Origin of the sequence: Marinomonas sp. MED121 (assembly GCF_000153025.1) — a bacterium.
Classification (GTDB): Bacteria; Pseudomonadota; Gammaproteobacteria; order Pseudomonadales; family Marinomonadaceae; genus Marinomonas.
Genome location: NZ_CH672435.1, coordinates 37,039 through 52,714, shown reverse-complemented (window position 1 = coordinate 52,714; position 15,676 = coordinate 37,039). Strand labels below are relative to the sequence as shown.

General features: G+C 43.9%; 3 protein-coding genes. All 3 read left to right on the top strand.

The genetic code is table 11. The annotated features are described in order from the left end of the window. Positions 1-13: 13 nt before the first annotated feature. Genes MED121_RS22520 through MED121_RS22510 form a run of 3 tightly spaced genes read left to right on the top strand, consistent with a single transcriptional unit; the run spans position 14 to position 15,642 of the window. A complete protein-coding gene (locus MED121_RS22520; RefSeq protein WP_009836124.1) occupies positions 14-9,784 on the top strand; it encodes a non-ribosomal peptide synthetase in 9,771 nt (3,256 codons plus the stop codon). Next, positions 9,781-13,899, top strand: a complete 4,119-nt coding sequence (locus MED121_RS22515; protein WP_009836123.1) for a non-ribosomal peptide synthetase — start codon at positions 9,781-9,783, stop codon at positions 13,897-13,899. The genes MED121_RS22520 and MED121_RS22515 overlap by 4 nt, the downstream gene beginning before the upstream one ends. A gap of 33 nt (positions 13,900-13,932) precedes the next feature. Continuing rightward, on the top strand, positions 13,933-15,642 hold the full coding sequence (locus MED121_RS22510; RefSeq protein ID WP_009836122.1) for a cyclic peptide export ABC transporter: 1,710 nt from the start codon (positions 13,933-13,935) through the stop codon (positions 15,640-15,642). Positions 15,643-15,676 lie beyond the last annotated feature (34 nt).

Here is a 15,676-nt window from a genome sequence, read left to right as displayed (position 1 = left end):
AATACTTTTTGATATGAAACAAACACGCTATTTAGATATCGCGAAACGTTTAGCGAGCCTTCCTAAAGAGAAAAGGCAATTATTTCGTGACAAGCTTGCTCAGCAGGGGATTGATAGTTGGCAATTGCCTATCGTATCGACAGAGCAATCGGGCACACAATTGTCATTGGCACAGCAGCGCTTTTTAGTTGCTGAACAAATGTCGACTAGGGCACTGTATAACCTTTGCTCGGTATTACGATTTGATAATGGATTAAATATAGAGGCGTTAGCGCAAGCGATTACAGCCCTAGTTGAGCGCCATCAAGTATTACGCACTCGATACATTATGGATGACAGGGGAAGTTGGATACCTGAGGTGATGCCAGCGCCTAGCTTATCATTCGCGCCAAAAACGGTTTCTTTGGCGAATGATGTGGCACTGAAAAACTGGTATCAAACACACTATGAGCAAGAACTTGAGGTGCCTTTTGATCTTGGTAATGAACTCCCCTTAAGGGTCGAGCTTTATCAAGTGTCCTTGGAAAATGTGTCCTTGGAAGATGTTTCTTTGAAAAATAGCATTGAGACTGCTGATAATGAGAGTTATTGGGTGTTCTTCACCATACATCATGTGGCGTTTGATGCTTGGTCGTCTCAGCAACTAAATCAAGAGCTTAGCTTACTTTATACTGCTGCAATAGACAGTAAGGGGACTCAAAGTGACGCATTGCAATTACCAGAGCTGGCGATTCAATATTCGGATTATGCCAGTTGGCAAGCTGATTGGCTGGAAGGGGATGATTATCAGCGCCAGTGTGATTATTGGAAGCAAAACTTAGAGGGCGCTAAAAGATCATTAGCCCTACCTTTTGACCGGACTCGCAAACCCAATCATGAGCGCAGTTATGCTGGCGCCGTGCAGGGGATTAGCTTGTCCCATGCGCTTTCTGAGTCTCTTCGAAAAAGGGTCAATGACACCAATAATACCCTGTATATTTATTTTCAAACGGCCTTTAGTTGGTTGTTATCAAGTTACAGCCAACAAACCGATTTTTGCTTTGGTAGCTCTGTTGCAAGCCGTGGCCGCGAAGAGCTTAGACCTTTGGTCGGGCCTTTATTGAATACGCTCGTATTGCGTCAGCAGCTAGATGGCAATCCAAGTTTTGACGAGGCGTTAAAACGCACTCAAACCGTGACAGCGGGCGCTTTTGATAATCAAGATTTACCCCTTGAACAGTTACAAGACTTGCTTAAATCTGATGACGATAAAGTAGCAAAAGCGGCACAATCTCTGTTTCAAGTTATGTTTGTCCATGTGGCATTGCCTGACAGTCAGAGTGTTAGTTTACCTGGCACACAAGTCGATATCATAGTGCCAGAGCAGCGACATGCACGCTTTGATTTAACCTTACGGGTATTGGAGCCATCAGGCGGTGATATTCGCCTTGAGATGGAATATAGCGCTGAGCTGTTTGATGCAAAAACAGTGACTCGTTTGCTTAATCATCTAGAACAGATATTAGTGCAGACCTTAACTAAGCCAATGACACGCTTATCTGAAGTTACATTGACATCAGGCCTAAGTCATCAGCTTGGCGAGACCTTATCGAATAAGGCTCAATTGATGAATCAGGTGATGGGGTATTGGTCCCAACCTGAACACAATGCACGTATTGCTCTTGATACTGGCAAGCAACAAATTACCTATCAAGCACTTGATGCGGTTGTGACAAACCTAGTGGCTAAGCTTAATCAAAAAGGCATCAAAAAAGGCGATAAAGTTGCCATCTTGATGCCAAGAGAAGCGCGTCAAATAGCCAGTTTACTCGCTTGTTGGCGTATCGGTGCCATTGCTTTGATGCTAGATCCAAGGCAGCCAGAGCAAAGGCTTAAAGACTTGGTAGAAGAGTCAAATACCTCATTAGTGCTTCATACTTTTTTGCCAAGTGATGCTTCTTACACTGAGCACACTGAGAGGTTATTAAATATCGAAAATGGGCAAAGTGAAGGTGTTTCTAGTATTTCATTGACGTCCTGGAATGATTTACTTGCTTTTGAATTACCTATTCAAGATTTAGAGGGGAAAGCATCGAAAAGCATCGCTTCTGAAGACATTGCTTCTGAAGACATTGCTTACATTCTTTATACCTCTGGCTCAACAGGCAAACCAAAAGGCGTATTAGTTTCACATGGAGCGCTAGCTCATTATTCAGCAGCTATCTCTCAAGCGATTCCGTCTGTTGAAGGTGGACGTTGGTTAACCCTGGCGACTGTGGCTGCAGATTTGGGCTTAACCTCCGTGCTAGCAGCGCTTTATCAAGGACAAACCTTATTACTACCAGAGGCAGAACTTGCTTTTAATCCACCTGAATTAGCGGATTTCTTACGCCAGCATCCTACGGATTATCTAAAAATTGTACCCTCTCATTTGAAAGGTCTACTGAGCGTCTCTTCTCCAATTGATATATTGCCAAAGCGTGCCTTAATCAGTGGTGGTGAAGGGATGGATGAGGCCTTATTAAATCAGCTTCATAGCCTTTCACCAGACATGGCAATCTTCAACCATTACGGCCCGAGTGAAAGTACGGTCGGCGTGAGTGTTATTGAACTGAATAATCAGATTACTGACTCTTTTGAAGGGATGAGCTTAGTTGCGCCTTTGGGTCGAGCTTTACCTGAATCTTGTTTGGAAATTCGCGCTGAAAATGGCGTTTTATTACCTCAAGGGGCAATGGGTGAACTTTGTATTAGCGGTCCGCAACTGGCTAACGGCTACTTTATAAAAGGGCATGATCAAGGGGATACTAAAGTACAAGCCACAGCTAAGGATTTGAATGCAGTTTTTGTAGAAAGTGCTGTTAGCTCTTCAGAAAGTATTGCAAGTTCTTCAAAAAGCGCCACAAATCAAAGGTATTACCGAACAGGTGATAGGGCTCGCCTTAATAATCAAGGGGTGTTTGAGTACCTTGGCCGATTAGATGATCAAATTAAGCGACGAGGTTACCGTTTAGAGTTAGGTGAAGTCAGTGCTTGGCTGCAAGCTCAGGCTGAGGTTTCCCTCGCTTCTGCGCTTGTGCTTGAACGCAACGAACGCTCATTATTAGTGGCTGCTATTGAGCTTGAAAACCCTGATACAGACCCAGCAATCAATGAGAGCAAAATAGCGTCTGAATTATTGGTTCGTATGAAGGCTGCCATGCCGGATTACATGGTGCCTGATAATCTCGTTTGTGTGGATAAGATGGCGCTTAATACGAACGGCAAAATAGATCGTCAAAAAGTGGCTGATCAAACGTCTCTTCAAATAGAAAGGCTTAAATATGACAGGCTTGAACTGGAAGAACAACAAAATAAGCCATCATCCACTGAGACAGGCATGCGATGTGATGCTTTGCAGATGAATGCTAACCAAACCTTATTAGCGGGTATTTGGTGTCAGTTGCTTGGGCTAGAGGCTGTCGCTTTAGATGATGATTTTTATGCGCTAGGTGGCGATTCGATTCTAAGCCTTCAGCTTATTGGTTTAGCGCGACAGCAAGGTGCTGTTTTGACGCCGCTTAATGTGATGAAGCATCGAACCTTGAGAGCAATGGCATCGTGCATTCCTCTTCCTGAGCAGGATGTTGAAGGAGTTGCTGTAGTAGACCCAGTAGCCATCATATTGAGGGATTTATACCGAGATATTTTGGGCAAGGCAGAGCTTGATCACAATGCCGATTTTTATCAGGCTGGCGGTGACTCCATCCTGAGTTTGCAATTAATTGCCCGTGCTCGTACCGCAAAGGTGACCTTGTCTCCTAAATTATTGGCGCAGCATAAAACGCCAATTGCCTTAGCTAATGTATTGTCTGAAGTTGCTTCTGATAAGGGTGAAACTGCCAAAGACATTGCTATTGGCTCATTAGATAAGAGCCAAGTAGATAAGAGCCAAAAGGCTGCTAATTTGCAGCAAACTTCGCTTAAGCGAGTTGATAGAAACCTGCCACAGCCTTTATCAGATGCGCAAAAACGTATCTGGTTTATGCAGCAGATTGCGCCAGAAAGCAGTGCTTGGAATGTCATGCAACGCTTGTCTATCAAGGGAGAGTTGGATCTTAAAGCGCTAGAAGCCGCCTGTCATGCCATTATGAATAAGCATGACATTCTGCGTACAAGCTTTATCAGTCAAGATGATCAAGTCGTGCAGAGAGTACTGCCAATTGAGCAAGTAATGAATCAAGTTGATTCTCCTTTTACCTGCCATCAAGTGTCTTACGCGAGTTTGGATAACTTGGTTGAAGAAAAGGAAAATCACGTATTTGATTTAGAAACGGGCTTATTATGGTCCTTGGATGTCTTTTGCTTGCCGGGTACTGATTCTCTTCCTGAGTATCAGCTTTTGATCAATATTCATCATATTGCGACAGATGGTTGGTCAATGGGCTTGTTAGTACAAGAGTTCCTCGCTTTTTACTCACAAAGTCTTGCAGGTCATTCAGTTGAGCTGCTTGAGTCTAGTCAATCCGAAGGCACGACTTATATTGATTGGGTTGGTGCCAAACAAGCTGAACACAGCTCTGACGTTGAGTCTTACTGGCTTGAACGTTTAAAAGAAATGCCGCAAACGATTTCATTGGCGACAGATTATGCTTATCCAGAGGTGCAAACCGATAATGGGGCCCGGGTAGAAGGTGTTATTAAGGCTGAGTTAATCGCCCAATTAGATCAGAAGGCGCAAGACTTAAGTGTTACCCCATTCCAATTATTGTTTGGAGCATGGAAGCTTTTGTTATGGCGTTACAGTGGCCAAGATGATTTTGCCGTTGGTGTGCCTGTTTCTGGCCGAGAGGATGCACAGACTCAGAATATGGTCGGCGTTTTTATCAATACCATGGTGTGTCGTAGTCAAATTGATGCCAGTTTGCCATTAGATGAGTGGTTAGTGTCGACAGCGACTCGCACCCTAGAAGACCTTAACGAATCGATTCCGTTAGAGCGCTTGCTTGAGTGCTTGCAGCCAGAACGTAATATGGCGCGACCTGCATTGTTCCAAACCTTGTTTAATTATCAGGTGGATACAAAAGGACAAAGGAAGCTTGCTATACCTGGTTTAGCCATCGAAGCCATAGAGCAAACGCACATCAGCAGTAAAAGTGAGCTGAGTTTGAACCTGTTCCGTCAAGATTCATTAGGTGTCCAGCTTGAATACAATCGAGATGTATTTTCTGAAGTGACAGCGGCCCAGATGCTTGAAGACTATAAAGCGATTATCTCTCAAATGGTGGGTGTTGATGGTGCTGTGAGAAAAGCGCTACACGAATTACAATTGCCTTCTATGGCACAAGGCCAAGCGCAAGGTGCTGTTTACTCAGTAAACTCGCAAGATGCCTTCATTCAACGTTTTGAAGTCCAAGTTGAAGCGACGCCAGATGCATTAGCCTTACAGGCTTGTGATAGAGCGCTTTCGTATCGTGAGTTAAACCATGAGGCGAATCGTTTAGCCAATTGGCTGATAGGGCAAGGTGTGAGACAAAGTGGCATATCTGAGCGCTTATCTGAAACCTCGTCTGAGCCCTTATCGGAAACTTTGTCTGAATCATTAGTCGCACTTTGCTTGCCAAGAAATAGTCAGCTTTTAGTGGCTCTTTTAGCTATTCAAAAAGCCGGTGCTGCTTATGTGCCATTAGACCCAGCTCAGCCAAAAGCGCGTTTATCTATGATAGCTGAGCGCTCTGGTGCAACACTTTGCTTATGTGACAGTACGACGATTCAGACATTTGAAGCCTTAGAAGTAGAGAGTTTAACCCCGGTTAATCTAGGTTCTCTCACTGAAGAATTATCGACTCAATCTAACCTTAATACCAAGCTAGTCGTGCCGGAACAGTCTCTTGCTTACACCCTATATACATCGGGTTCGACCGGTGTGCCAAAAGGTGTGCAGCTTGAGCGCCGTCAATTTGCGAACTTTTTGCGAGCGATGGAGCGTGTTTTACCCCCTTTCAATAAAGTATTGGCACTCACCACCATTACCTTTGATATAGCAGGATTAGAGCTGTTTTTACCGCTTGTGAATGGGGCTGCTGTTATTTTAGCTGATGAGGATGCGCGACGTGATGGGGAGCAAATTGGTCGCTTAATACAAGAGCATGATATTGATTTAATTCAGGCAACGCCGTCTGGTTGGCGCTTGTTAGATGAGTTGTCGGATGATGCATTATCTAATGTCGTGGCGCTCGCAGGTGGAGAGGCATTAGACAGTGAATTAGCAAGCAAGCTTAAGCGACAATGTCGAGATTTGATTAATGTCTATGGGCCAACAGAAACGACAGTTTGGTCATCCTCTTACTTGGTTCAAGAGACATCTTTGCCACTGACACCAATCGGCACACCTTTGCTGAATAATGATTTGCATGTACTTGATGCACAATTGCAACCTGTTCCACAGGGAGTTATTGGCGAGTTATATATTGCAGGGGAAGGGGTTGCACGAGGTTATCAAGGGCAAGCCGATTTAACTGCAGAACGCTTTTTGCCTAATCCATTTGGTGATGGCAATCGTTTGTATCGCACAGGTGATCTGGTTAAACACTTGGCAGATGGCACCCTGTATTTTGTTGGACGAGTTGACCAGCAGGTGAAGCTAAGAGGATTTAGAATTGAGCTGGGTGATATTGAGGCCGCACTTTTAGCTAATCCAAATATTAAACAAGCCGCTGTTACCATTGAAAAAGAAAGGCTGATTGCTTGGTGTGTTGCCGTGCCTACTTCAGAGCCTAGCTCAGAGTCGGATTCTCATTCAGCTTTTGAATCCTCAGAAACCATCAAAAAACTACAAGCTGAATTAGCCTTAATCTTGCCAGAGTATATGTTGCCACAGGGTTATGAATGGCTATCGTCTTTGCCGTTAAATGCCAGTGGCAAAGTAGATAGGAATGCACTGTCTAAACGTGAACTTTCTGCTGCTTTCTCTTCTCAAAATACAAGCCAGTCTGGTTTCAATGAAGTAAGTGTGGACGCGCTAGAGGGTCAAGCTGAGCAAGTTTTGACTCAATATGAAGTCATTGTCAGTGATATTTGGAAGGCGTTACTGAACTTAGAGACAGTAAATAAGCAAGATCACTTTTTCAATCTTGGTGGTCACTCACTGATGGCTGCACAGGTGCGCTCTCGTTTGCGTGCTCAAGGCTTTGATGTATCCCTGAAAACCTTGTTTGAAACCCCTGTTTTGAGCGAGTTAGCAAAGCATTTGTCTTTGCTAGAGCATCAAGTTTCTGATCAGTCTATCCCATTGGTAAAACGCCAAGAAAAGATGCCATTATCAGATGCACAACGTCGCCTTTGGTTTATGCAACAACTGAAGAAAAATGATGCCAGCTTTAATATGAGTAGTGTGGTCGAGCTGGCGCTTCAATTAGATGACCAACCGCAAGGTAAGTCAGAAGCCGAACTAGGAAAAACAGCAACTAATGGACTTAATACGGATGCTATTCAAGCAGCGCTTTATGGTGTTGCACAGCGTCACGAAATTTTACGCGTTACCTATCATGCGGATGCCAATGGCGAAGGGTATCAGCGTGTTGATGCAGGTCTAACCCCTGCTTTTTCTGTGGTTGACCTTAGTGCTGAAGGGCCTGTTGAACGTGAAGTGATAGTGGGTGATTTGATCCTTGAAGCATCAAATACCCCATTTGATTTAACCGCTGAAAGCCCTTTACGACTTGTATTATACAAACTAAGTGAAAGCCGCTGGTTAGTGCAGCTGGTGCAGCATCATATTGCCTCAGACGGTTGGTCAATGACTTTGTTGATTAATGATCTTATTGACGCTTATCAGCAAGCTATTCAGGTCCAAAGTGTGGCTTTAGCAAGCTTGCCTGTTCAATATTTGGATTATGCCGCTTGGCAAGCTAGTACTGAGGTCCGTGCCAAACAACAAGCGGGGCTAGACTACTGGCGACGCCACCTGACAGGGATGCCTGAGCAATTGGCGCTACCTTTGGACCGCTCTCGTACAGCAAGCGCTGGAGACCAGGGGGGCGCGCTTGATTTACTTATTCCTGAGGCGTTAACCGCATCGCTTAATCAATTAGCGAATGAGCAAGGGTGTTCCTTGTTTATGTTATTGATGGCGGCTTATACAGCGCAACTGCATCTAGAAACTGGGTCGCAGGATATCGTAATGGGAACAGATGTTGCCAATCGTGATCATGGCGATACTGAGAATATCATTGGCTTCTTCGTCAACTTGATAGCGCTACGTATGAAACCTAATTCCATGCATTCTTTTGAAGATTACCTACACCAGGTTCGTCAAGTTTGCCTTGAGGGTTTTAACTATCAGGATATTCCATTTGATCGTGTTGTTGAGGCGGCACAGCCTGCCCGTATTCAGGGAAGTCACCCATTAATACAAGCGCTGTTAGTGATGCAAAATACCCCTAATGCACGACAGGATTTGGGTGATTTACAAGTGACACCAAGAATGAATGTTCAGCAACATTCTAAATTTGATATGGCTTTGTTTGCCAGTGAAGAAATGACGACGAAGGGAGAGCAGCTAGCATTACGCTGGGTGTATCGAACGTCGCTTTTTGACGCCTCGACAATAGAGCGTTTAGGCCGTGATTTACTCGCCTTGCTTGAGAATATTGTTAACAAGATCAATGTGCCTCTTCTGTCTTTAAAACGAAGTGCTTTAACCAAAAATGCAGATGGTAACTCTAATATGGATATAAAATCTCCAACAAAACGTAAGCTAAATAAGCTGAGTAAAATGAAAAAAACTAAAGCGGCACCAGCGGTGAAAGTGCCTCTTGTGAGTACTCGCCCCTTAAATGATGACGCCCCTTTTCCTTTGTTAGTGGAGTGCAATGAAAAAGGTCTTGATCCTAACGTATGGGCACAGGCTAACCAAGCCCTGATTATGGAATGGTTAGAAGTGCATGGTGGTATCGTATTCCGTGGCTTCAACTTGCCAACACCGGTTGAGTTTGAGCGTTTCTGCGAGGGGATTTACCCAGAACTATTTGGACAATACGGGGATCTTCCAAAGAAAGAAGTGGGTGAGAAAATCTATCAGTCGACACCTTATCCCAATGATCAAATGATCATGTTTCATAACGAAAGCTCCCATCAGCACAAGTGGCCGCGTCGACAATGGTTCTATTGTGAGATAGCAGCGGAATCAGGGGGTTGTACGCCGATCGTGGATTGCCGTGCCTTGTACCAAAAATTACCTGAAGCTGTGCGTAAAAAGCTGCAAGAAAAACAGCTTAAATACGTACGTAACTTTAGTGGCTTGGATGTGAGTTGGCAGCATTTCTTCAAGACAGAAGACCGTGCTCAAGTTGAAGCCATTTGTCGTGAGGGTAATATCGAATTTGAATGGTATGGCGAAGATACCTTACGTATTAGTCAGGTATGTCCCGCTGTGATTAGTCACCCTGTGACGGGTGAAATGAGTTTTTTTAATCAAATACAGTTGCACCATTATAGCTTCTTGGAGGCGGATGTTCGTGAGCATTTCTTGTCTGTTGCAGGAGAAGAAGGCTTGCCTCGCAATGTGTATTACGGGGATGGTGAACCATTAGAGCAAGCAAGCGTTGATTTAATTAGCGAGTTATACGAAGCCAATGCGGTGCGTTTCGATTGGCGTCATGGTGATGTTGTGATGTTGGATAATATGTTGGCAGCCCATGCTAGAGACCCGTTTGAGGGGACACGTAAAATGGCCGTTGCTATGGGGGATATTTACCATAGAGAACAGCTAGATGAAAAGGTGAATGCTGAGGTTAAAACTCAGGTTAAGGAAGACGTATTATGAACTACGAAAATAATCAAGCGGGTGTTGCACTTACCTATCAACAAAGTCTTATAGTGAAGGGTGATGAGTCCCCAAGATATAGACGTTTCTGGTTAAACCTTGGGGATGCGGTCGCAGAGGAAGTTGAATCACGTCTTCGTATTTTGGTGGAACACCAGCAAGCTTTAACAACAGATTTTAGTAAACCTGAGGGATTCAATGTCTTACGTCAGCAGGTTCAGGCGGCGCGAGTAAATTGGTCTCTTGTTACAAATGATGACCTTGATAATGGTGGCATTAACAGCAGCACATCGGCTGACAAAAAAGCGCAACTAGAAGCGAAAGCAGAGCAAACCTTTGTAGCAGAAAATCCCCATTTACTCGCTTGGTTTTTACCCGCTTCAGAAAGCCAAAATAGTCAAAATAGCGAAGAGAACCAAAATAGATTACTTCTCATTGGTTCAGAGCTTGTGCTGGACGAAGGGACAGTCACTCGCATTCGTGAAGTGCTAATAGGTGATCGAGAAGCGGATATTGAGCCAGAAATGCAGTATTTAGATTATGCAAAATGGATTAATGAACTGCAAGAAGATGAGGATGCGGCGGATGCCGTGTCTTTCTGGAAAGGCTTTCAGTGGCAAGAGCTGCCTGGTATTGAGCTGAACGAACGTCTGGACAGCTCTGAAAGAAATCTAGAGAAAAGCGTTGAAGGAAAGACAGAAAGCAAAGCGGCTAGTGTGCGAGTGCCTTTTTCTCGGGAAATGCAAGATCTTCTAGTGCAAAAAGCTGAGGTAATGGAGGTTGAACCTCAAACTATTGGGTTAATCACTTGGGCCGCGTTATTACAAAGAGTCAGTGGCAAAGAGCAATTCCAGCTAAGTCACTATCATGATTGTCGAGACGATTATGAAGAGCTAGATGACTGTTTCGGCTTGGTGCAACAGCGACTGCCTGCGCCTTTTTATGATATCTCTGCCTTGAGCTTGGAAAAAGCACTCATGGGCTTTCAGCCTTTATTAGATGAGCAGGCTGAATATCAAGAATATGTTCAGCAGGTGTCTGAGTCTGTCGTTAATGCCTATTCGGTGAACTTTCAATATGTGATGCAAGCGAGCCTTGGGAGTCTTGAAACGGGCGCCTACTTGCCTAAAGGGGATGCATTGCAGCTACAACTTATTGCTACAGAAAGTGGGGCGGGTGAATGGGTTCTGACATATGATGAGCGCAAATACAGTGCCTTATCTATGGCTCGTTTAGTACAAAGATTACCTATCATGCTAGCGCAAACCTTGAGTGCGCCAAATGAGCCATTGGGCCGCTTGAACGCTTTACTTGAAAGTGAGCAAAACGCACTTATTAGCCATTATGCACAGGATTCTGCTAAAGAACATACACATGATGAAATACACGAAACGACATTGGGTTTAGTGGAGAGCATCCGTCAACATGCCTCACATAATCCAGATGCGCCAGCGTTAAGACAGGGTGATAGGGTAATAAGTTATGCAGAGCTGGATCGTTTAAGTGATCTTGTAGCAACGAATTTAGTCAGGGCGGGAGCAAAACCAGAAACCATTGTTGCCTTGTGCTTGCCGCGAAGTACTGAGCTGATTCTTGCTATGTTAGCGGTATTGAAATCAGGCGCTGCGTATTTACCGATTGATCCTGAGTTACCTAAGGCGCGTATCGAAAGTATTTTGAACGATGCTGAAGCTGCTGTAATTGTCACTTCTGATGCAGCTCAGAGCAATTTAGGTCAGAGTAATTTAGGACAGAGTAATTTAGAGCAGGCAGTTAAAGCTTCTGCTGATGTCTTACTCAAAGAAGGGCATGAAAGTGAGGTGATGGCTTGGTCTCAGCTTGTTACAGAAATACCCTATGAAGAAGCTGTCGCTCTTACTGATACATTGTCACTTACGTTAGCGACGCTAAAACCCAGTAATCTTGCCTATTTGTTGTATACCTCAGGTTCAACAGGGAAGCCAAAAGGCGTTCAAGTCACCCATGAAAATATTCTGCATTATAGCCAATCTGCCATTCAGGCATTAGAACTACCTAAAGCAGGGCATTATGGTCTTGTTTCTTCTTTAATGGCGGATTTAGGCAATACCATGCTGTTTCCTGCTTGGTTACAAGGTGGATGTGTGCATCTTATTGGGCGTGAGGAAAGCACCGACAGTACCGCTTTGGCCAAGTATTGTGAGCAACACCCATTAGATTGTCTGAAAATTGTTCCTTCTCATTTATCGGCGCTATTAAGCGGTTCTGATGGGAGTGCTTTATTGCCTAAACAAGTTTTAGTCCTAGGTGGTGAGCGAATCAGTGATGGCCTTTTAGCTCAATTAAAAGGGTATCAAGATGATGAGTTAATGAACTGCACACTGTTTAACCACTATGGTCCGACTGAAACGACAGTCGGGGTGTTGTGGAAAGCCGTTGACCTAGAAAGTGGTGATGCTGCCCTAGGCAATGTTATGGGTGATACCCAAGTGTACCTTTTAGATCAATATATGAACCCTGTGATATCTGGACAAGTGGGTGAGTTGTACATTGCTGGATCTAATCTAAGTCGAGGTTATTTGAATGCCACTGACCTTACGGCGGGTCGTTATCTGCCAAACCCCTTTGTCGCTGGTGGACGCTTTTATCAATCGGGTGACCTTGCCATGCGCCGCGCAGAGGGTTGTATTGATATTCTTGGTAGAGCGGATCAGCAGGTTAAAATTCGTGGTTTTCGTTTGGAGTTAGAAGAAATTGAATCTCTTCTGGCATCTCATCAAACTGTCCAGCACAGCTCAGTATTACTGCAAGGAGAAGGGGATCAAGCGCATTTAGTCGCTTTTGCTGTGCCTTATGTGGGTGGTGCTCTAGATGAGGAGACACTTAAAGCTTGGCTGGCAGCGAATTTGCCTGATTATATGGTACCAACCCAGTTGATTAGCGTTAAATACCTGCCTTTGAATGCTAATGGCAAAGTGGATAGGCATAACTTGTTAGAGCAAGCGCGACAAAAGTCCCTTCGTACGTATGTGGCACCTCGTAATGATATTGAGCAAACGCTTTGCGAGCTATGGCAAGAGATTTTGCAGCAAGCCAACATCAGTGTGACGGATAAGTTTTTCGATATTGGTGGTCATTCTCTTGCTGCGATTAAAGTGGTTGCTCGGATGAGACAAATTTTTGCTCAAGAATTCCCAACAGATTTGCTGTTTCGCAAACAAAGTGTTGAAGCGCTTGCCGAATTTATAAGCGAAGAATGCAGTCAGGAAGAGCAGCCTGAATCTCGCTTAGTCGAAATAAGCCGTTGCCAAGAGTCTGAGATTTCAATTGTGGTGATGCATTCCCATGGTGGTCATGTGAACTACTATGAGCCGCTTTTTGAAAACTTAAAAGATAAGGCAAACATTTACGGTGTTTTGTCTAATCCTAAGCGGTTAGCAAGCTCAGATGAAAGTGATTTTGAAAACCTCATGGATGATTATGTTGGGCAATTTAAGGCCCTTAAAGGTGAAAAAATTATATTGGCAGGCTGGAGTTTAGCGGCCCGTCATATGATGCTCTTAACCCATAGGTTACAAGCAGAAGGGTTTGATATTAAGGCGGTTTCTATTATTGATTATGATCCATTGCAAACCCTAGACAATGAAAATGATGACCTTGTTCAGATGAAAGCCGATTTAGAGCACTACCTCGCAATTCATAATGGGCATTACGACGTTAAAAAGCTCGATCTTTTAGTTAATAATTTAGCAAGCAAAGCGTCTGTCACCGCAGATTATAAGCAGATACTTAAAGAAACCCTTAATAATGCTGACGTTCAGCAGTTATTAGGAGAGGAATTACCATCGGATTGGGTTTATCAGACAGTGTTACAGCGCTGGGTTTTGAAAAAAATCTTCTATGCACAAGCTATTCCAGTTGTTAATGTGCCGCTTTGGGTTTGGTGTAGTGATGATAATGTCTCTGGGGTAGATGCTTGGTGTGCCTTTACTTCAGATAAAGTCATAGGAAACAACATCTTGTCAAATCATTTTAGTATTTTGTTTTCAAACGAAATGGCGCAACAATTGCTGACATTAGTGGATGATATTCAGCTAACTAAGCCTGTTAACGATTTAGAAAAAGAGAGTGCCTAATGTTGGTATACAGAGGAGAGTTTTAAAGTGGAGATGATTAAACAGCTGTTGGCACAGTCTCGACGAACGATGTTATTGGCTATTGTTGCCAGTGCTTTAAGTGCGGTGGCAGGGGTCATGATTATTGGTGGTGTGAATCATGCCTTGGAACACGGCTTTGAATCTTTGACAAATACTGTCATTGCTTATGTCGTTATGGTCGCCATTTTGTTTATAAGTGGCGTCTGGTCTCAATCTTTATTAGTCGGATTGGGCCACCGTATGGTGTATCAGTTACGCTTGCAACTTGTTAGGCGGATTCTAAATACCTCATTAGAGCGTCAGGAACAGCTTGGAGGGCCAGCTCTTTATAATGTGCTAACACGAGATGTGACCATGGTGGCTAATGCGACCAAACAATTACCTATTTCACTTTACAATGGTCTTTTGTTATTAGCAGGCATTAGTTATTTGGCATGGCTTTCGCCTTTATTGTTTCTTTGTACCTTGGTGTTGGTTGCCCTGGGTGTCTGGGGGGACTTTAAGTTGGTGGGGCGTACTAAGGTCATGATGGCGGATGTGCGTCGTTATGATGAGCGTCTCTTTGAGCAATATGAGGCTGTCATTGAGGGTCGTAATGAATTGGGTTTAAGCCAACCAAGGCGTCAGCATTTATTTGATAAACGCTTCGAACCTGCGGCAAAAGGCGCGATGGATACGGCTGTTAAAGCGGATCTATTGTGGGCGATTAACCTAAACTGGACCACAGTACTGGTGTTCGGCTTGATAGGTTTGGCTTTCTTCTTGGGTATGACGCAGGCAGCCATCACACAAGATGTGGTGGTGGGCTATGTACTGACAACCATGTTTTTACGGACCCCCATCGCCATGATTCTTGAAGCGATTCCTTCTGTGATACGAGGCACCGTTGCCCTTAAAGCGATTGATAAATTAAAGCTTGCTGATGCTGCTTGTACAGAAAAAGAAACAGTCACAGTCACAGAAAAAGGTGCAGAGAAACCTGTCGTAGAAGCTAAGTTTGAGTCCCTGACCTTGGTTAATGCCTGTTATCAGTATCCAAGTCAGGGCGAAGAAACTGGATTTACCTTAGGGCCAGCGAATCTAGTGCTAAATCGAGGCGAATTAATCTTTTTAGTGGGGGGCAATGGCAGTGGTAAGTCCACATTAGCCAAGTTATTAACGGGCTTGTATTTACCAACAGACGGCCTTGTTAAGTTTAACCAAGAGTCGGTTACTTCTGACAATGTTGCCCATTATCGCAGTTGTTTCTCCACTATTTTCCCGAACTTCTTTCTATTTGATGATGTGTTAGATGGCTCTCATAAAGCAGATTCAGCTAACCATGATAATGATTACTTTAAAGAAAGGGTCGATTACTACTTAAAGCGTTTAGCTATAGATCATAAGGTGAGTATTGAAGAAGGCAAGCTCTCTACGACCTCTTTGTCTCAGGGACAGCGTAAGCGTCTGGCGTTACTTTTAATGTATATGGAAGATAGACAGGTGCTCTTGCTGGATGAATGGGCAGCAGATCAGGATCCAGTGTTTCGAGATGTTTTCTATAGAGAAATTTTACCTGAGTTGAAAGTAGCAGGAAAAACCATTATTGCTATTAGCCATGATGATCGTTATTTTGATGCCGCTGATAAAGTGTATCGATTGGATCGAGGTTGTATTAGTGCCTTTGATCTCAAAACGGACTCTTTATTTCACACTCCAATTGAAAAAACAGCAACAGCTTAAGTAGAAAATAGAAAGTACAAGTAAAAAGGCTAAA

Excerpts from the sequence above, each read along its gene's own strand:
- MED121_RS22515 (WP_009836123.1), top strand. The coding sequence starts at position 9,781 with ATGAACTACGAAAATAATCAAGCGGGTGTTGCACTTACCTATCAACAA.
- MED121_RS22510 (WP_009836122.1), top strand. The coding sequence starts at position 13,933 with ATGATTAAACAGCTGTTGGCACAGTCTCGACGAACGATGTTATTGGCT.
- MED121_RS22520 (WP_009836124.1), top strand. The coding sequence starts at position 14 with ATGAAACAAACACGCTATTTAGATATCGCGAAACGTTTAGCGAGCCTT.